General features: G+C 34.2%; 20 protein-coding genes. 9 read left to right on the top strand and 11 right to left on the bottom strand.

Annotated features, from left to right (window positions below):
• Positions 1-31: 31 nt before the first annotated feature.
• From BSD9I1_RS16050 to BSD9I1_RS16040, 3 genes are all read right to left on the bottom strand, one after another.
• A complete protein-coding gene (locus BSD9I1_RS16050; RefSeq protein WP_186431186.1) occupies positions 32-1,378 on the bottom strand; it encodes a peptidoglycan-binding protein in 1,347 nt (448 codons plus the stop codon).
• A gap of 81 nt (positions 1,379-1,459) precedes the next feature.
• Positions 1,460-2,128: a helix-turn-helix domain-containing protein gene (locus BSD9I1_RS16045; RefSeq protein WP_186431185.1), complete on the bottom strand. Its 669-nt coding sequence runs from the start codon at positions 2,126-2,128 to the stop codon at positions 1,460-1,462.
• A 24-nt stretch (positions 2,129-2,152) separates the two neighbouring features.
• Positions 2,153-2,530 carry a DUF3783 domain-containing protein gene (locus tag BSD9I1_RS16040; RefSeq protein ID WP_242966525.1) on the bottom strand — a complete coding sequence of 126 codons (378 nt, stop codon included), beginning with the start codon at positions 2,528-2,530 and terminating at the stop codon, positions 2,153-2,155.
• 226 nt (positions 2,531-2,756) lie between these two features.
• On the opposite strand from BSD9I1_RS16040, the gene BSD9I1_RS16035 reads away from it, so the two are divergent.
• The gene (locus BSD9I1_RS16035; protein ID WP_186431184.1) at positions 2,757-4,655 is read left to right on the top strand and encodes a glutamine synthetase; all 1,899 of its coding nucleotides are present in this window, start codon (positions 2,757-2,759) and stop codon (positions 4,653-4,655) included.
• A gap of 100 nt (positions 4,656-4,755) precedes the next feature.
• On the opposite strand, the gene BSD9I1_RS16030 is transcribed toward BSD9I1_RS16035, so the two are convergent.
• Positions 4,756-5,304, bottom strand: a complete 549-nt coding sequence (locus BSD9I1_RS16030) for a 2'-5' RNA ligase family protein (protein WP_035306799.1) — start codon at positions 5,302-5,304, stop codon at positions 4,756-4,758.
• A 149-nt stretch (positions 5,305-5,453) separates the two neighbouring features.
• On the opposite strand from BSD9I1_RS16030, the gene BSD9I1_RS16025 reads away from it, so the two are divergent.
• The 6 genes from BSD9I1_RS16025 to rlmH all read left to right on the top strand — a co-directional run bounded on the left by BSD9I1_RS16025 (position 5,454) and on the right by rlmH (position 9,615).
• Positions 5,454-5,618: a DUF1540 domain-containing protein gene (locus BSD9I1_RS16025; RefSeq protein WP_186431183.1), complete on the top strand. Its 165-nt coding sequence runs from the start codon at positions 5,454-5,456 to the stop codon at positions 5,616-5,618.
• Between the two features lie 209 nt (positions 5,619-5,827).
• On the top strand, positions 5,828-7,087 hold the full coding sequence (locus BSD9I1_RS16020) for a UDP-N-acetylglucosamine 1-carboxyvinyltransferase (RefSeq protein ID WP_035306796.1): 1,260 nt from the start codon (positions 5,828-5,830) through the stop codon (positions 7,085-7,087).
• A gap of 18 nt (positions 7,088-7,105) precedes the next feature.
• On the top strand, positions 7,106-7,891 hold the full coding sequence (locus BSD9I1_RS16015; RefSeq protein WP_035306792.1) for an MBL fold metallo-hydrolase: 786 nt from the start codon (positions 7,106-7,108) through the stop codon (positions 7,889-7,891).
• 14 nt (positions 7,892-7,905) lie between these two features.
• Complete coding sequence (locus BSD9I1_RS16010) at positions 7,906-8,469, top strand: GerMN domain-containing protein (protein ID WP_035306908.1); 564 nt, start codon at positions 7,906-7,908, stop codon at positions 8,467-8,469.
• Positions 8,470-8,566: 97 nt separating this feature from the next.
• Positions 8,567-9,070 (top strand): SEC-C metal-binding domain-containing protein, encoded by a 504-nt coding sequence (locus BSD9I1_RS16005; protein WP_186431182.1) that lies wholly within the window; start codon positions 8,567-8,569, stop codon positions 9,068-9,070.
• 65 nt (positions 9,071-9,135) lie between these two features.
• On the top strand, positions 9,136-9,615 hold the full coding sequence (gene rlmH / locus BSD9I1_RS16000; RefSeq protein ID WP_035306785.1) for a 23S rRNA (pseudouridine(1915)-N(3))-methyltransferase RlmH: 480 nt from the start codon (positions 9,136-9,138) through the stop codon (positions 9,613-9,615).
• 188 nt (positions 9,616-9,803) lie between these two features.
• On the opposite strand, the gene BSD9I1_RS15995 is transcribed toward rlmH, so the two are convergent.
• On the bottom strand, positions 9,804-10,364 hold the full coding sequence (locus tag BSD9I1_RS15995; RefSeq protein WP_186431181.1) for a TetR/AcrR family transcriptional regulator: 561 nt from the start codon (positions 10,362-10,364) through the stop codon (positions 9,804-9,806).
• A 143-nt stretch (positions 10,365-10,507) separates the two neighbouring features.
• On the opposite strand from BSD9I1_RS15995, the gene BSD9I1_RS15990 reads away from it, so the two are divergent.
• Positions 10,508-11,698 carry a multidrug efflux MFS transporter gene (locus BSD9I1_RS15990; protein WP_186431180.1) on the top strand — a complete coding sequence of 397 codons (1,191 nt, stop codon included), beginning with the start codon at positions 10,508-10,510 and terminating at the stop codon, positions 11,696-11,698.
• Positions 11,699-11,759: 61 nt separating this feature from the next.
• Positions 11,760-12,407 (top strand): MBL fold metallo-hydrolase, encoded by a 648-nt coding sequence (locus BSD9I1_RS15985; protein ID WP_186431179.1) that lies wholly within the window; start codon positions 11,760-11,762, stop codon positions 12,405-12,407.
• Between the two features lie 321 nt (positions 12,408-12,728).
• Here the strand turns inward: BSD9I1_RS15985 and BSD9I1_RS15980 are convergent, their stop codons facing one another.
• Genes BSD9I1_RS15980 through BSD9I1_RS15955 form a run of 6 tightly spaced genes read right to left on the bottom strand, consistent with a single transcriptional unit; the run spans position 12,729 to position 18,281 of the window.
• Positions 12,729-13,754 (bottom strand): ATP-grasp domain-containing protein, encoded by a 1,026-nt coding sequence (locus BSD9I1_RS15980; RefSeq protein WP_186431178.1) that lies wholly within the window; start codon positions 13,752-13,754, stop codon positions 12,729-12,731.
• Positions 13,747-14,619, bottom strand: coding sequence for a UDP-3-O-acyl-N-acetylglucosamine deacetylase (locus tag BSD9I1_RS15975; RefSeq protein WP_186431177.1), 873 nt, complete (start codon positions 14,617-14,619; stop codon positions 13,747-13,749). The genes BSD9I1_RS15980 and BSD9I1_RS15975 overlap by 8 nt, the downstream gene beginning before the upstream one ends.
• The gene (locus BSD9I1_RS15970) at positions 14,606-15,580 is read right to left on the bottom strand and encodes a glycosyltransferase (protein WP_186431176.1); all 975 of its coding nucleotides are present in this window, start codon (positions 15,578-15,580) and stop codon (positions 14,606-14,608) included. Before BSD9I1_RS15970 ends, BSD9I1_RS15975 begins: the two co-directional genes overlap by 14 nt.
• 2 nt (positions 15,581-15,582) lie before the next feature.
• Positions 15,583-16,272, bottom strand: coding sequence for a WbqC family protein (locus BSD9I1_RS15965; protein ID WP_186431175.1), 690 nt, complete (start codon positions 16,270-16,272; stop codon positions 15,583-15,585).
• Between the two features lie 17 nt (positions 16,273-16,289).
• Entirely contained in the window at positions 16,290-17,273 is a 984-nt protein-coding gene (locus BSD9I1_RS15960) for a GNAT family N-acetyltransferase (protein ID WP_186431174.1), read from the bottom strand.
• 45 nt (positions 17,274-17,318) lie between these two features.
• Entirely contained in the window at positions 17,319-18,281 is a 963-nt protein-coding gene (locus BSD9I1_RS15955) for a Gfo/Idh/MocA family protein (RefSeq protein ID WP_186431173.1), read from the bottom strand.
• Positions 18,282-18,318 lie beyond the last annotated feature (37 nt).

Raw genomic sequence — 18,318 nt, 5'->3', positions numbered from 1 at the left:
AATCTCCCGGAAAATTTTCCGGGAAATTTTTTTAACATTCTTCTGGATACATTGCAGTTGGTATAAAATTTTTAGTTTGTATGCCATATGCTGGAGGCACAAAAATTCCATTTTTAAACTCACTACCCTCTATGCCCCTTAGCTCTGCTATTTGCGTAACTGCTACATATATATTTGATATACTATACCAAGTAGCATAATCTACTACTCCATTTTGAGGTAAATTAAATATTTGTTGGAATACAGTTACAGACCTTGTGGTCTCTGCCCCAAATACTCCATCTACTCTTACCTTTGGAATAGCAGGATAATTTTGTGCTATTCTATTTAAATAAGTTTGTATTGTTCTAACATCAGTTCCTCTACTACCTTGACGCAGAGGTGTTCCAGGATAAGACTTGGGAATACCCTCCACCTCTTTTGCACGAGTTAAAGATAAGTCACTACCATAAAAGTTGGTTAATATCTCATATGGTGTTCTTCCCTGATCACCTAGAAATTTACTGCCCCATTGTGTAAGCCATCCTGGACACTGTACCTGCACACCATCACAATACTGAGCAAGTAATGGTTGCTTCCTATCAGGTCTTTTCATATAAGTTGCAAACAACTCATCTACAATAACACTTATCGTATCATATATATTTCTGCCATAACTAAAGGCATGATCAAAAGCAGTAGAACTTGTAATGTCAAAATTTTTTCCTTTTCCTCTATACCATTCTGTGTATATTCTGTTTAATGTGAAAGATATTATACACATAGCATTTGCTCTAATTGTATTTTGTGGCCATGTGGAAAATATCTCACAAGATGCCACATTTTTAATGTAATCCCTATACCTAACAGTATAATTAGGTGCTGAATCATCATCAGGTCTTCCAGCATGAACTACTATAAATTCAGGAACTACAGGTTCAGGTAAAACTACAAGTCCTGTAGGTGGAGGTGGATCTGGCTTATTGGGATCCTCCGGTATCTTAGGCAAAAAGTTTCCAACTAATGTATTTGGTTCAACAATTATTGTTTGCTCCGCTTGAACTTGCCTTGTAGCCTGAGGAATAAGATTACTTTGTTGAAGTGCAACCACATCCGGAAACACCTGACACCCCTCTATGAATTGAGGCACAAATCCATCTGCCTCAATCCTAATATCATATAAACTATATGGAAGGTTATCTGTAGGTATCTGTGAATATTCTAGTGGAGGAGCTGTAAGCTCTAGTTCCCCTGTAACACCTGAAGAATTACTTCTAAGTACTTTGGGAGCTTCTCTTGTAAGCTGCATATTACTAGGAAGTATAGTTACCCTTGCATTATCTACAGGTGTAAGTGAATTTCCTCTAAAAACTTGAACTTTTAGCCTGCCTATGGCCATAACATTACTCCTATATCATTTATTCATTATTATAAATATGAAGTAACACTTAATTTGTTGCCATTTATTTAATTTTTATTTTTACAGAGTTATTTCTAATTTATTTAATTTTGCTATTATCTTTAAACTTTTCTTTTCTATAGTCTCTGTTCTTACACTTCCTGCATTACTTATAAGCAAAACTTTATTACTATCTAAAATTTTTATTTGTCTTATTTTTCTTTCATTACCATACTCCACAAGACATATAGAGTTATTTTGCACTTCATTAGTTAGATTTGCAAATGCTATATCCCCTTTAGCAATTCTAAATCCCATCATTTCATCATCTTGTATTTGCAAAAATACTACCTTATCTTGCGGAAAACCTTCTATTTTATTTTCTATTATAGGCATTTTCTTATGTCCTAACATTTTGTTTAACTCATATGAATATATCGGTACATTTTTGATTACAGATCCAAATGCTTCATTCCATACATCATTTATCTTTTCCTTTTTAGGTTGATATTCAAACTTAGTCTGCTTTTCCTCTTTATATACTTCTTCTTCAAAGGACATAGTTATATCATTTAAGTCCTTTCCTAAGACCTTTCCTATCCTATCTATAAGAGATTGATTTATAACCTTTCTTCCACTTTCAACTTCATTGATAAATCCCTCAGCTACTCCAAGTTTTTTACCTAACTGCTTTTGTGTTAATCCCTTTTCTATTCTAATATTTTTTATCTTTTCTCCTATTCTGCTCATTAGTATCACCTCGTAAAATCATCTTTATTTATTTTTTTGCTTTTTAAACCATTCTCTTTCTTCAACTAAGTGTTCAAGTAAATTTTCAAAAGTCCATTCTATAGAAGTTGGAGTAATTACAGCTAATATAGGTGAAAAATCAAATGTTTCCCTTATAAGATTTATAGTGTATTTTAACTGTTCATCAGTAAAATTATTAAAGAGAATTATCTTTTCTTCTGGTAAATCTGCATTAAATACTTCTAAATTCAAACCATCCAATATATCCCTAATTGTCATTTTACCCATATCATTTTTAATAATCTTGTGTTTTGGCAAGTTATACTCAGATGCTATTTTTTTAAATGCATTACTTTCTTGTTCATTTAATCCATATATTAATATCATCTTATCATTTTCCAAAATCAAGCCACTCCCTTCCTTTATAATAATTATATAATATTAATTTCTTATTTCCATTATTAATCATTATACATTATTTATTATCTATTAAAAACACATATTTCAGAAATTACTGATAAGAATCATTGACAAAAATTATAGCAAGTTGTACAATCAAGCATATATTTTTTATATAGCCTATAATATAATGTAAAGATAAATATTAGTTATTTTAAGGAGGTCAACTATGTTAAAAGACTTGCTGTATTTAATACCACCTACCATGCATTCAGAAGAAAATTTACGCTCAATACTAAGTTCTCATACTGAAATAAAATTTGTTTCATTTGTGGGAATAGACCTTTCTGGTAATGATACTGATGAAAAGATTCCAGTTCCACTTTTTTTAGAGGACATGTCTACCTTTTTAACAGGTGGAGTGCAAACAGATGGTTCTTCTGTTTTCTTTCCTGGAATAGCAACTTTAAATAATGCAAAAGTTGATATGATTGCAGATCTTGATACTAATTGGTTTGTAGACTATAACTATGAACATATAGACTCTGAAACAAATAATCCTGTTGGTACGCTTAGAATACCTTGCTTTTTATATCATGAAAATAAGCCAATAGACTCACGATATATTTTAAAAAGCTCAATTGAACACATTAAATCCTCTCTTACGGAATTACTTAAATCTCATCCTTATGTGCTTTCCGAATTTAATATTACCTTCGATGATATAGAAGATATAGTAATAACTTCTGCTACAGAACTTGAATTTTGGGTTAAAACCCCTAATGATAAAGCCGAAACAGAAGAACTCTCAACATCTCAAGTACTTCATGAACAGTATTGGACTAGAACTAAAGGTTCTGTAAGAACAGCTTTAGAGCAATCCTTACTACTCTTAGAATACTATGGTCTAGAGCCAGAAATGGGTCATAAAGAAGTTGGTGGAGTAAAAGCTAAGTTAGATGATAGTGGTAAGTTAACTCACATAATGGAACAACTTGAAATAGATTGGAAGTACTCTTCTCCTCTTCAAGCTGCTGATAATGAACTACTAGCTAGAATAGTTGTTAAGGAAACATTTAGACGCAATGGCTTAGATGTAACATTCCTTGCAAAACCAGTAGATGGAGTTGCCGGTAGCGGAAAACATGTTCATGTAGGCATTTCCCTTAAATTAAAGAATGGAAAAAGAGTGAACTTATTTGCTACAGATAAAAACCACTTCCTAAGTGGTATTGGTTACTCTTCATTAATGGGAATGCTTAAAAACTATGAGGTAATAAATCCATTTGTTACTTCCACTAATGATTCTTTTAGAAGATTGAAGCCTGGATTTGAAGCTCCTGTTTGTATTGTCACATCCATAGGACATACAGTGGAAGTCCCTTCCAGAAATCGAACTATACTAGTAGGTGTAATAAGAGATTTACAAAATCCTTTAGGAACAAGATTTGAGCTAAGAGCTCCAAATCCTTTTACTAATACTTATTTATGTATTTCTACGTTATATCTAGCTATGCTGGATGGAATTAAATATTCAGTTTTAAATAATAAATCTCAAGACGATTTATTAAAAGAACTATCTAAAAAACCTGGAGAAGAAGCTGATTACTTAGAAAAAGATAGAGCTTACAGAAGTGAAGAAGATGTATTTGAAGACTTTACTGAAGAAGAGCGTGAAAATTTCTTTGGAAAGGTTCCTGCAACAGTATATGAAAATTTGACAGCTTTTGAGAAACATCCTGACAAACTAGCTGTTTTAAAAGAAGGAAATATATTAAGTGATAAAATCATTAATAGTTTTAAATTAATAACTATTAATAGATGGATTACAGAAATAACTACTAGGCTTATAAATAACTATGGTGAAGAAATAAGAAGCTACAAGAAACTTCATTCAATGGACAACGCATTAGATTTAGATTTATCTAATTGGATTGCTATTGATGAGTTAAGAAGATACTTAATGAAAGATACTTATACTACTAAGAGCTTATTTACAAGAATCAAAGATGCTGCAGATGAAAAAGATTATGCTAAAGTATCTGAATTACAACTTGAATTAGATGAAAGAATTGCTACGCTAAGGAAACTGTATTCTAATTACAAGAAAAATCTTTTAGATTTTTAATAAACTGCTAAGAAATTTCATAAGATAATAATTAAGGTAGAGAATCACCTAGTGGTAATTTTCTACCTTAATTATTATCTATAAAAATACCTAATACTTTTTAATATTCTCTTAGTGGAAATGATTTTACAATCATCTCTTTTTTATTATTAATAGGCTTCCACAGTTCAATTCTATCAACTGTTGCCATTCTGTTCATATTCTCCATCTTAGTAACTTCACATGCTGCATTATATTCTTTATTACTCCATTCCCTTGCAGCATAATTTGTATTAGCTAATGATACATGTAAGTCCCATTTATCTATATTTTCCCTAACATTAAATCCAGATAACTTAAGAGTTTCATTTAGGTTTCTACTAATTCTTATTGCATATCCCTTATTTTCAATTTTTAAATTGACAGATTTATAAGGTGGATCAAAACATAAAGCACCATTTACAGAAACCTTAAACCTCTTATATGGCTTTAGCACATCTTGAATTATAGGTATAAGCTTTTCTAAATTAGGATTATCTATAACTTCTAGCGTCAAATGTATCGCAGGAGTACTACGATATATCTTATACTTTTTAGATATTTTTTTTTGCATTTCTTCCATTGACTTTCGTGATTCTTCATCAAATAAAGCAACTAAATAATATTTCATTTTTTTCCCCCAGTTATAGTATTTATTAAACTTTAATAATATTAATTACACATGCATATAAAAAATCCTTCGTGGGAAAATAACTTTGTCAATTATATCAAAAATATTATTGGCATTAATATAGAAAAATATGTAGGAGGGATTATACTATGAGACACGATCATAATGATAGTATAGCATGTATAGTTGATGAGTGCAAATTTCACTGTAAGGATGATGACTACTGTACCCTTAATCAAATTAAAGTATCAAAACATGAATCTGTAGCTAATACTGTAGAATGTACAGATTGTGGTAGCTTCCAAAAAGAATAATAATTTCCTAGAAATCCAAAGGTTTTATATAATTCCTTTGGATTTTTAATTATTTTTTTAATATGCTTGTACATATTTTAAAATTTCATGTTAAAATAATATGAACTTATGATATAATAGGGGTTATGAATAAATAGTCATGAATTTTTCAATTTACATCAGTAAATTTACATATAAATTAAAATTTATAGATAAGGATGGATGCGGGGATGGAAAAGTTAGTTATCAATGGTGGTAAACCCCTTTATGGAAGCATTGATATTAGTGGTGCTAAAAATGCTGCAGTAGCAATATTGCCTGCTGCAATAATCGCTAGTAAAGGAACTTGTTATATTGATAATATTCCTAATATAGAAGATGTTCATTGTATAGAACGAATTATAGAAAACTTAGGTTGTAAGGTATCCATAAAGGATAATTCTGCTGTTATAGATAGTACAACTTTAAATAGCTATAATGCTAATAGTGAAGATGTAAAAAAAATGAGAGCATCATATTACCTTATAGGTGCTTTACTTGGTAGATTTAAAAAGGCCAGAGTCGAGATGCCAGGAGGATGTCCTATAGGTGTAAGACCTATAGATCAACATATCAAAGGTTTTGAGGCCCTTGGTGCTAAAGTTACTCTTGAAGATGGTGTAGTAACTGCTGAAGCAGATAAACTTATAGGAACTAATATTTTCTTTGATGTAGTCAGTGTTGGAGCTACTATTAATGTCATGCTTGCCGCTACTTTAGCAGAAGGTATAACCACACTAGAAAATGTAGCTAAGGAACCTCACATCGTAGATGTAGCTAATTTTCTAAATAGTATGGGTGCAAATATAAAAGGCGCAGGAACTGATATTATAAGAATAACTGGTGTAGAGGAATTAAAAGGATGTTCTTATAGTGTAATTCCAGATCAAATAGAAGCTGGAACTTATATGATTGCTGCAGCTGCCTGTGGTGGAGATGTTACTGTAAATAATGTTATACCTAAACATTTAGAATCCATATCTGCCAAACTTATAGAAATGGGTGCAGAAGTTATTGAAAATGGTGAATCTGTACGTGTTATATCCAGTAAAAACCTAAAGGGAGTTAACATCAAAACATTACCTTACCCAGGATTTCCAACAGATGTTCAACAACCTATGAGTACTTTATTATGTATTTCTACGGGAACAAGCATAATAAATGAAAGCATCTGGGAAAGCCGATTTAAACATGTTGATGAGCTGATAAAAATGGGTGCATCCATAAAAGTAGATGGTAGAATTGCCACTATAGTTGGAGTAGATAAACTTAAAGGCGCAAAAGTGGAAGCCACAGATTTAAGGGCCGGAGCTGCTATGGTAATAGCTGGTTTAATTGCTGAAGGAATTACTGAAGTAATTAATATTGAGCATATTGACAGAGGTTACCCTTATATAGAAAATAAATTTAATAAGCTAGGTGCAGATATTAAGCGCGTATCTTATTCCTAAGGCAAGGTGAATTAATATATGTTTTTTTGTTCTTTATATAGTGGTAGTAGTGGAAATAGCATATTAGTTTCTACAGAAAAATCAAAAGTACTAATTGATGCAGGATTGCCTGGGAAAAGTATTGAAAATGCTTTATCAACTATAGGGCAGTCCCCTAACGAAATAGATGCTATATTTGTTACTCATGAGCATACAGATCATACTAAAGGTGTTGGAGTTTTATCAAGAAAATATGATATTCCAATATATACTGACGCTCTTACTTGGGAAGCCATGAGTAAGTCAATTGGGAAAATCAAGGAAAAGAACATAAAAATTATTGAAAATAATCATGTAAATATTAAAGACATGGATATTTTAAGCTATAGAATATCTCATGATGCCGTTTCTCCTCATGGATATTCTATCTGTAGCAATAATAAAAAATTTTCCCTTGCTACAGATTTAGGTTACTTTTCTAAGGAAGTAGAAGAAGCTTTAAAAGGTGCTGATGCCATACTGCTTGAAAGTAATCATGATGTAGAAATGCTAAAGTTTGGTCCTTACCCATATGTTTTAAAAAGAAGAATATTAAGCAATGAAGGTCATCTTTCTAACGATGATTGTGGAAAAGCAATCATTAATTTAATGGATGGCAACTTTAAAAGGATAATGCTTGGACACTTGAGCAAAACCAATAATTATCCTGAACTAGCTTACGAAACTGTAAAGAATATTCTTATAGAAAACAAATTAAAATTAAATAAGGATATCGATTTGCTTATGGCTGACAGAAGTGCACCCACTAAATGTATAGAGTTTTAAAAGGGGTGAAGTTAATGAAAAAATCTATTATCTTATCGTGTTCTTTTATGCTATTTTTAAGTTTTACCTTTTCAGGTTGTGAAAAAACAGATGTTTTAAGCTCAGAAAATAAGCAAAAAGTACAGCAATTTACCTTATCTGAAGCTGATAACGATACTTTAGAATTAAATTTGTACTTTAATTCCTCTAAAGATAATAAGAAAGTAACTATTACTAAGGAAGAGCGAATTATTAAGGAAAATGAACTGATTGGTGAAATTATAGTTCGTGAACTTATAAAGGGCCCTGCAGTAAATAGTAGCCTAAGCCCTATTTTACCTAAAAACACAAGACTTTTAAGTTTCTCTATTAATGACGGAATTGCATATGTAAATTTAAGCAAAGAAGCTATTTTAACTATGTCTCCTGTGGCTGAAGAAGCCTGCTTAAGAAGTCTTATATGGTCACTTACCCAGTTACCTTCAATTGATAAAATTAAGATATTGGTAGAAAATAAAACTGTTGATACCTTAGGTGGCAACTTTAATATTGCTAAACCTATAGGAAAATCTGATGTAGAACAGTTAGAAAAAAGATAAATATATTTTTTCTAGCTTGCTTTTAATTGAAATCTTTAACTTTTTTTATTATAATATTATTGTAAAATTTTATACTTTTTACAAAAGGAGAATGGATATGAGTTTATATACAGAATGGACAGATATGGTTGTAGAGTATGTTAAAACAAAAGGTGAAGCTGCTTTTTGGAAGGAATATGGTGCTATTGAAAAAAATATATATACCAAAATACTTGCAAATCATACAAAAGAAATTAGTGGAAAACTAGAAAATTTAGCTAATGACTTTAATACTTCTACAATATTTTTTATGGGATTTATTGATGGAGTAAATGATAGCTTAATTAACCCTCTAGATTTAGATGCTATAGATGCTAATGCAGAGTTAAATTTAGCTATAGACTTTGATAAGCTATATTTCAACATGTTAGATGCTAAAGCTGATTACCTTTATACACTTCCTCAATGGGAAGCTGTATTCTCCCCTGAAAAGAGAAAAGAAATTCGTAATCAGTGGAAGGAATCTAAAGTTATAGTTAATAACAATAAAGTAGGCAGAAACGATGCTTGCCCATGCGGAAGCGGTAAGAAATACAAAAAATGCTGTGGTAAAGAAGCTTAATAAAAATTAATACTTATAAATTTGAAAGTCGGGATATCCCGACTTTCTTCATTAGGAGAATTAAAATGAATATAACAATAATAACTGTAGGTAAACTAAAAGAAAAATATCTTAAAGAAGCAATAAATGAGTATTCTAAAAGATTAAGCAAATATTGCAGTCTTGAAATTGTAGAAGTTGCTGATGAAAAGACTCCCGAAAATGCTTCAGCTAAGGAAGAAGAAAATATTAAGCTTAAAGAAGGCCAGTCAATTTTAAAACATATTAAAGATAATATGTATGTAGTTGCCTTGGATTTAAAGGGAAAAATGATTTCATCTGATGAACTTGCCGGTTTTATAGAAGACCGTGCCTTATCAGGCAGCAGTCATATAACCTTTATTATTGGTGGTTCCCTAGGTATTGCACAGGAAGTTTTAAATAGATGTCATTACAAGCTATGTTTCTCTAAAATGACATTTCCTCATCAACTGTTTAGAGTAATGCTTTTAGAGCAAATATATAGAGCCTTTAGAATAATAAAGGGTGAACCGTATCATAAATAACGGAGACTTCCCATAAAACTGTTGATGTGACTGGCTTTAGCAGTGATATTTACAAAAGTATATAATGATTTGAAATAGAGCCTTACAAAATAGCAAGGCTCAGGCTGTTAACAGATATACTTGTTACAATATTTTTTATTGCCCCCAAAAGGGGCTTGAAACGCAATCTCTAACCATATAAACCTTATCTATTTTGTTGAAAGTGACTTAACAAAATCATCTACCATGGACTGAAAGCTTTCTTCCAAGTTAACCTCACCATGGAAATATCCAAAGGAATACAAGGAGACAAAACCATGTAAAAAGCTCCTTAATGTTCTTCCTTTATGAACCAATTGAGTTTTATCCTTGATATAAAATTCTAAAATCTGATAAATAATACCAGTGGTTTCTATTACTAAACGATATACTTCCTCATTTTCCGTGCTTGGAATATTCATAAAGAGTCCATAAGCAGTTCTATTTTCAAAAGCAAAATCCTTGTAGACAAAAGCAAATTCTCTGACAGCAGCTTCACCGCTTTTACCAATCAATCTTTTCATTAATATCGAATTCAAATCATTTAAAAGATATACTGTCATTCCTATTCTAAGATCATCCATATTGTTGAAATGATTATATAAAGAAGGATATTTTATACCCAGTTTTTCTGCAAGTTTAGGGAAGGTGACCTGATTAAGACCGATTTCATCAGCCAATGAGAAAGCAGTCTGAATAATCTTCTCCTTTGTTAAATTTCTTTTTTGCATCAGTATTTCACTCCTCGAAATTCATTTTCTTATAAATAGTTTAACATTATAAAGTATATTTATCAAACTATAAACAATAGTTTACAAACTATTGTTTATAGTTTATTATATATTTTATAAAGCTATATGCAGAGGTGATATTTATGAAAATGTGGAAAAGAAATTTAATAGTCTGCTGGTTTGGCATGTTTGTAACAGGCATAGGAATGAGTCAGATTGCACCGGTAATGCCGCTATATATAAAACATCTTGGTATTTCTAATACGTCTTCAATTGCTGAACTTTCAGGAATTGCCTTTGGTATCACCTATATAATCTCAGCTATATTTTCACCTATCTGGGGTAATGCTGCTGACAAATTTGGGAGAAAGCCAATGCTGTTAAGAGCAAGCCTTGGTATGGCGGTGGTTATAGGCTGTATGGGTTTTGCACCAAATGTATATGTGCTAATAAGCTTGAGATTGCTGCAGGGGTCTATCACAGGCTACGGTACAGCCTGCACTACACTTATTGCAACTCAGACTGATAAAGAGCATGCAGGATATGCATTAGGTACACTTTCAACGGCAAATATTGCTGGATCACTAATTGGACCAACTATTGGAGGTTTAATAGAAGAGATGTTTGGGTTACAGCCTGTATTTTTTATAACAGGTGCACTGCTTTTAGTTGCTTTTATCACAACAGCACTATTTGTAAAAGAATCTTTCATTCGTGAAGATAAAAAGCCGCTCAGCACAATGGAAGTTTGGAATAGTGTTCCTGAAAAGAGTTTGACCATTATTTTATCTGTGACCTTTTTTGTAATAACTCTGGCATTATATACTATTGAGCCAATCATAACGGTATATGTCACACAGTTAAGCAAAAATGCCAGTCATATTGCTCTTATATCAGGATTGGCATTCTCAGCTTCGGGTCTGGCAAATATAATTGCTGCTCCAAATTTAGGTAAGCTTTCTGACAAAATAGGAGCTCATAAAGTTATATTAATTGCGCTTGTAGCTGCAGGACTGATTTATATACCACAGGCTTTTGTAAAAAACCCTTGGCAGCTGATGGGGCTTCGCTTTTTATTAGGATTAACTCTAGGAGGATTAAATCCGTCTGTGAATACCTTGGTTAAGAAGATTACACCAACTTCTATTACGGGGAGAATTTTTGGCTTTACCATATCGGCAGGTTATTTAGGTGTATTTGGGGGTTCTGTTGTAGGAGGACAAGTAGCAGCAAGGTTTGGTATTAGTTATGTTTTCTTTATTACAAGTGCATTGTTACTATTAAATGCTGTGTGGGTTTATTTTAAAGTGTATAAAAAATATAACTTGAATTAGTGGAGATACATAAATATTAATAATCTTTATGCGATTAAAAGGAATACAGGAGGGATTTTAAATGAAAATTAAATGGTTTGGACAGTCATGTTTTATGATAACATCTGAAAATGGGATAAAAATACTGATGGATCCTTATAAAAATGTGTTGGGGTATAAATTGCCGGAAGAAATTACAGCGGACATAGTAGCAACAAGTCATGATCACAGTGACCATAATCATATAAGTGCAGTAAAGAGCAGTTTTGTACACATAAATGGAACCGGTAAGTTTTTAGAACATGGCATAGAAATAAAAGGTGTGGAAACCTTTCATGATAAATTCTCAGGAACCAAGAAGGGTAAAAATATCATATACAACCTTAAAATTGATGGAATAAATGTTTGTCATTGCGGTGATTTAGGACATACTTTGGATTCAAATCTTGTAAAGGAAATAGGCAATGTAGACATACTGCTTCTTCCTGTTGGCGGTGGCTTTACAATAGATGCCTTTGATGCAGTTAATGTAATGAAGCAGTTAAAGCCCACAGTGGTTGTACCTATGCACTACAGAACAAAAGCATTAGGAGTATTGGGTCTCGTATTTGCCAAGGTTGATAAATTTATATCAGCTTCAGGATTGCAAGCAAAAGAGTATACAAAACTTGAATTAAGTAGTATAGATATTAAAGATTATTCAGGGATTGCTGTACTTAAATATGATTAAGATTTATCTTTGAGTACTGGAAAAGCTAATGTCATATTCTTAACTTATAACTCTATAAGGTCTACGTTATACCCGTTACGGTGAGCCGTACCATAAGTAAATGAGGTTTTAGCCTAAAATAACATACCATAAGCAAAGCTGGATTCAGTTGGAGAGATAATACGACATTGAAGCTTCCGTTATATGAAGCATTATGTAGATATATATTTGAGCGCTTTACTGCAAAGGATACCGATACTCGATTCTATAAATAAAAAACATAAAAACCACGACTAATTAATTAGTCATGGTTTTCAATAATTTTCACGTAACTATTTATATCTAGTGAGGCCTGGCTGTAGAAAGCGAGTTAAGCTTATCTAGTGGGAAGTAATAATCCATGTATTGTCTCAATACAAGGCCGGTTGCTGGGCTGCCTGGTATTACCTCCTGGCAAAGCACTTCTGAGCGTATTAAGCTTTCCGGCTCATTTATTCCAAATAGTAACCGCATACATGTAGAACTGCTGAATCTGGGGTTTATTTCGAAAATTACTGGCATGCAATCTTTAAGGCGCAATTGAATATTTATAGCCCCATAGGCTCCCAGTGTACTTGCAACCATGGCACAATAATCTGCAATGTGGTGATAATCGTCAGAAACTGCAGCAATAGAAACCCCTTCCAGCAAGTCCCTCCTTAAGGCTATCTTGGAAATTACCTTTCCCTTTTGATTTATGCAAATCCCTACGGTAAACTCTTGCTCCTCATCTGTAAGATATTCCTGTATAATTAGGCTTTTCTTACCCTTTATATTTTCAAGCAGCTGCTGCTTATCCTTAACTAGAACAACACCTACTGAGCCACGTCCAAAACGCGGCTTGACTATCAAGGGAAACCCAGTACTTTCAATGAATGAGGAGAGCATACCAGTATCTTCAGGATACCTGATACTTGCAGGAATTTGAAAACCGGAGCATGATAAATGGCACATAGTCAGCCACTTATCGGTGCAAAGCTCTATCACTCTCGGAGAATTTACAAACACCTTTGCTCCTGTAGATCTTTCAAGAGATTCTCTATTTCTGGAATAAAAGGGAAGCTCCGCTGTAGAGCCGATAAATATCGCTTTAATCTGATGATTTATACAAAGATTTTTAATAAACATATAATAGCTTTCTTCATCTGATACCTGTGGAGCGATAAAGCTTTTGTCGGCAAAAAATAAGCCTAGGGAATATGGGTTAGCGTCAATTGCTATTGTTTCAACAGGAAGCACCGATTCTTTCAGTGACCTGATAATACCCAGCCCGTATACGGAACCTGCACCTGTAACCAATACACTGAGAGCACCATTGATTTCATTCATAATTACACTCCTCATAAATTTTTTTACACAGCTCTATATTTAACCGGTGACCGGATCTGAAGCCTATTACATGTCCCAGTACCTTTTTCCCAAGTAAGCCAAGGTCTCCGAGAAGGTCAAGCACTTTATGACGGGCAGGTTCATTGGGCCATTTCCAGGATCTGTACTCAGCCCCGGATTTGACTACCAATACATTTGAGCTGACTTTCCCGGTAAGGTTTACAACATCTTCAAGTTCTGACTCAATTATATAAGAACGGGCATCTGCCAGCTCTTTAGCAAAGGTTTCAGCAGTTATGTCCATTTCAGCTACTTGAGATAATTGCGGCAGATTGGGATAGTCAACCACATAGGTTAGTTTAAATCCATCGTAGGGAAGAGCTATCAGGAACTTTTCATATTCCATATCCCCTAAGCTTTCACGTTTATATACAATAATGGGCTTAAGTATTTTTATCATTTCCTTCTTGGCATTTTGCTCCACTATCCCAGCTTCTGTGAGCGCTCCTTTGAACGCTTTACTGCTGTAATCCTCTGTTACGGGCAGGCTGGCCTGTTCCAGCTCAATAAATACGTTGTCGAGTCCTAATCCTGATAAGGCTGCCAAGGCATGCTCCGTGTGTTCGATGCGAACATCTCCATCAACAAGAGAAGTCCATCTGTATTCAACCTTTGCTTTTTCAAATGAACATTTTACTTTAGGGCGGCCTGGCAGGTCATTACGGATAAATATTATACCAGTACTCGGCGGCGCTGGATAAAAAGTTACCTTTGCATCAGTTTCGCCAGCAATGCTAGTACCTATTAAAGAAACTTTTTGTTTAATAGTTGTCTGATTATCCATTTCAATTTCAATTCCTTTCAACTAAACTGCAAAAATCAAGAATTTGTCTGGCCCGTTCCTTATAACTATGTTTTAAATAAACCTCCAGCTGACCATTGCGCGCTATTTCTTGCCGTGCTGCGGTATTTTTAAGAAAATAATTTACCAGGTCAACTGTATCTTCTGGGGAAGAAGCACATGACAGGTGAACATTATTTATAAACAGCTTGGTGACAGATTGTGTTGGTACCGTAAGCAAAAAACCGCCCGAACCCAGTACTTCAAAAGTCCGAGATGTTAACATGTCATGGTCATTTTGCAAACCTAATATAATTCTAGCTGAATTATATACTTTATTTGTTTCCTCATAAGGTAGTTCACCTTTAAGCATATGCTTTGGGATCTTAAAACCCATTAGCTCCTCATTAAAACGGTCCCATCGCTTACCCCAAATAGCAATATTATATCCCCTTTCCACTAAAGGCTTAAGTAATATCTGAACGCTATCCTTCCGATATGACTTCCACTCTCGTCCCCCATTCCCAATTAGGACCACATCATAATCATATTTACTGCTTGGGGGTTCATTCTTATTGAATTCCGGATTGCAGCCAAAATCCAGATGCCCGGCGGGAAGCCCAAGCTCCCTGTATTTATTTACACTACCAGGATGTATGGTCATAATTGCATTAGGTTTAAAGGTTTCAATACACCTGAAGGAACACTTTTCGGTCCATCTTGGATCTTCAGTTGCCCAATACACATGTTTCACCTTATATTTAGAAGCTCTTTTCGTAAGCTCGTCTATATGCTCACGGCTATACCTGCGGTAAGCCCATCCCGTTGTTATCATAATATCAGGCCTAAAGTTGTCAATTGCCTCTATTATAGAACTTCTACTTAAATCCCTCAGGATAAAAACAGGGCAGTTCAATTCTCTAAAACCCTGGGGCAGCCCAAGAGTATATTTAGAACTATGTGCAAAAAACAATATTCTTTTCATACTTACACCTCTTTCAACAAAAGCTTGCGTGTGCCCGTTGCCCCACAATTAAATAACATATCAACTATAGACAAATTGGGTATAAAATTGCCCCAAAGCTGCGGATATGCTATAGGCTCATAATCCAAATACTCCAATTTAATACCTTGTTTTTCAAAAATCTCTGGCTTAATATATGCCCTTCCTCCAATACCGGACAGGTAACTGTCAGCAGAAAAGTGGGAGCAGATTCCAGCTATCAGTTCATTTTTTCGAAGCTCAGAAAATTGAGGTAACTCTGATAAAAACACAAGCTTTGTTTTAAGTCTCAGCAGGTCATGTACCAGCTTGATGAAAGCTATGTTGGTATCTATAAGATATCCGGTATCTTGCAATACCTGCTCCATCATGGGGAAAACTTCTTTGAAATGAGGTGCTTTTGCGTAGTTTACTTTGAGTGCCATAAGATGATGCCTTTTAAAGCCCGGTATAACAGTAACTTCATTAAACCGCTGCAAGCCCATGCCTTTGCGTTTCACCGGCACAGTCAGTACCTGAGTCCCTTGGGAAGTTTTGATAAGATTCCTATTATCTAATGAACTGCCTGTTTGAAACTGAGCAGTATCTAAAATGAAAAAAATATCACACTGTGCCATCTTAACAAAATATCCCGGCCAGGGAATATAATTCGGTTGATGACCTGCTAATTTCATTGCCTAACTCCTTTAAATTATTTGCTATTGTTTACTTCATACAAATAGCATTCACGCAATACCCCATGCCCTCCATAACCTTCTTTGAAACGAAACAGCCCTGTATTGACTCTACTTCCTTTTACCTCAGTGGAAATACCCCAATCTAAATATAAAAAGCCGTTTTTTAGTCCCCATTCCATCATATGACCAAAAATAAGGTTTAACGGCCGCTTATGTTGGAAACCATCGTGGTGGGCAATATAAAAACAGTTTATAACTCTGTCGTTCAGTAAAAATGCCAAAACACCCGCTGCAGGAGTTACTCCTTCATATGCTGCAAAGAGTTTTATCCTGTGAGGATAAAGAGTTTTTAGATGTTTAATTTCATCTAATGTATGTGCAGGCTTTGCATTATGATTATGTTTAAGCTTATTTTCCAGAATAGGCCAAAAATCATTTATATCGGCATCCTCCACCACTGATAACCCACTTTTCAATGCCTTCTGATAGTTTCGAAAAGCTGTGTCACTCATTACCCGCTTTACAAAAAATTCCTCACTTTTTTTTAGCTCAAGGACTGTGGCCAGCTCTGTATACTCAAGCCTAAACCCAGAAAACCTTAAAGCAAAGTCAAGTTGGTCCGAAATCTCCTTATGGTAAACCTTCGGAACAGGTTTTAGCCGTATATAGTCAAAACCAGCCATGACACAATATTCCACAAGGGCACTTACGAGCTCCAGGCATTTTTTAGTGCTTAGACTGGACTTTATTATGAGCCCTCCATGGGAAGCGCCGGGGTGGGAAACTAAGATTCGTTTATCCTCTTGTTGTACTACGGCAGCAGGAAGAACAGCAATGATTCCCTTATCCTCCATAAATATCAGGGAATGATCTGAAAACCTGTCTGAAGGATGATAACCCAGGAATCTTCTCTCCTGCATAAAAGTGCCGTTAACTGAGGAACTCACAAATCCCTCCCATTCATTCTCAAGTTCTTTTGAATAGCTCTTTACAAACAATATAATTTCACCACACTTTCCTGATTATAGTGCTTACCATCTCCATCAAAAGATGTTGATTTTCTCTCCGCCTTTTGCGATAGATTGTGAAATGCAATCAGTTATTTTTGCCACAAATTCTATATTTTTTCTGCCGCTAAGAGGCTCCTTGTGTTCTCTAATGCATTCCATAAAATGAATACACTCCTGTGTCAGAGGTTCCGAATTGTCTTCCACTGCCAAAAAATGCTCCTGCTCTCCGTTATGGAAGATTTTGATTTTTCTATCGTCAGTCTGTGCATCGTCAAATACCAATTTTGTTTTCGATGCAACCAGTGTCATTTTCCTGGTTTTTTCCGTATGAATAAAGCTAGCAAATATAGAAGCTATTTTACCATTGGGGAAACCCAACAGTATATTTATAACATTGTTATAAGGACTTTGAATATATCTTTCACCATGGGCAATTACCCAGATAGGGTCCATCCCTATGAGGTGGCGGGAAAGATAAATATCATGAACTGCCAGATCATGAAGAACATCTACTTTGGGAGCCTGAAAGGTGGAACTGGTTCTGGACATGTTGAAGTAACATAGATCATCAATAATATGTTTTTCTTCCAGAAGCTCCTTTATCCTTTTCACCGCAGGATGGTAAATCAATGTATAGCCGGCCATCAATACGGTATTTTGAGCATCCGCCAATTCAATTAGATCATGACTGTCTTTCCTGTTAATTGTCACGGGCTTTTCTACGAGAACAGCTTTGCCTTTACTTATTGCTTCCTTCGCCAGCATGTAATGACTTTCAGGTGTTGTGGCTATAATAACCCCCTGTACCTCACTGTCATTCAATATATCTGCTTTATTTTCAGTTAACCTGGTCTGAGGGTAAACAGTAGCTGCCTGATTTAGCTTTTCATAGTCTAGGTCGCAGGCCCACTTCAATTCACAGCCCTCTATTGCATTTACAGTTTTCAGATAATTTTTTCCCCATTTTCCACAGCCTATCAAAGCAAGCTTCATCATTGCAATTACCTCTCAATTACATACTAATTATATGCCG

The organism is Clostridium sp. BSD9I1, from assembly GCF_900185645.1.
Taxonomy (GTDB): Bacteria; Bacillota; Clostridia; order Clostridiales; family Clostridiaceae; genus Clostridium_AK.
The sequence above is the reverse complement of the archived record's forward strand: the minus strand, read 5'-3'. Positions and strand labels throughout refer to the sequence as shown.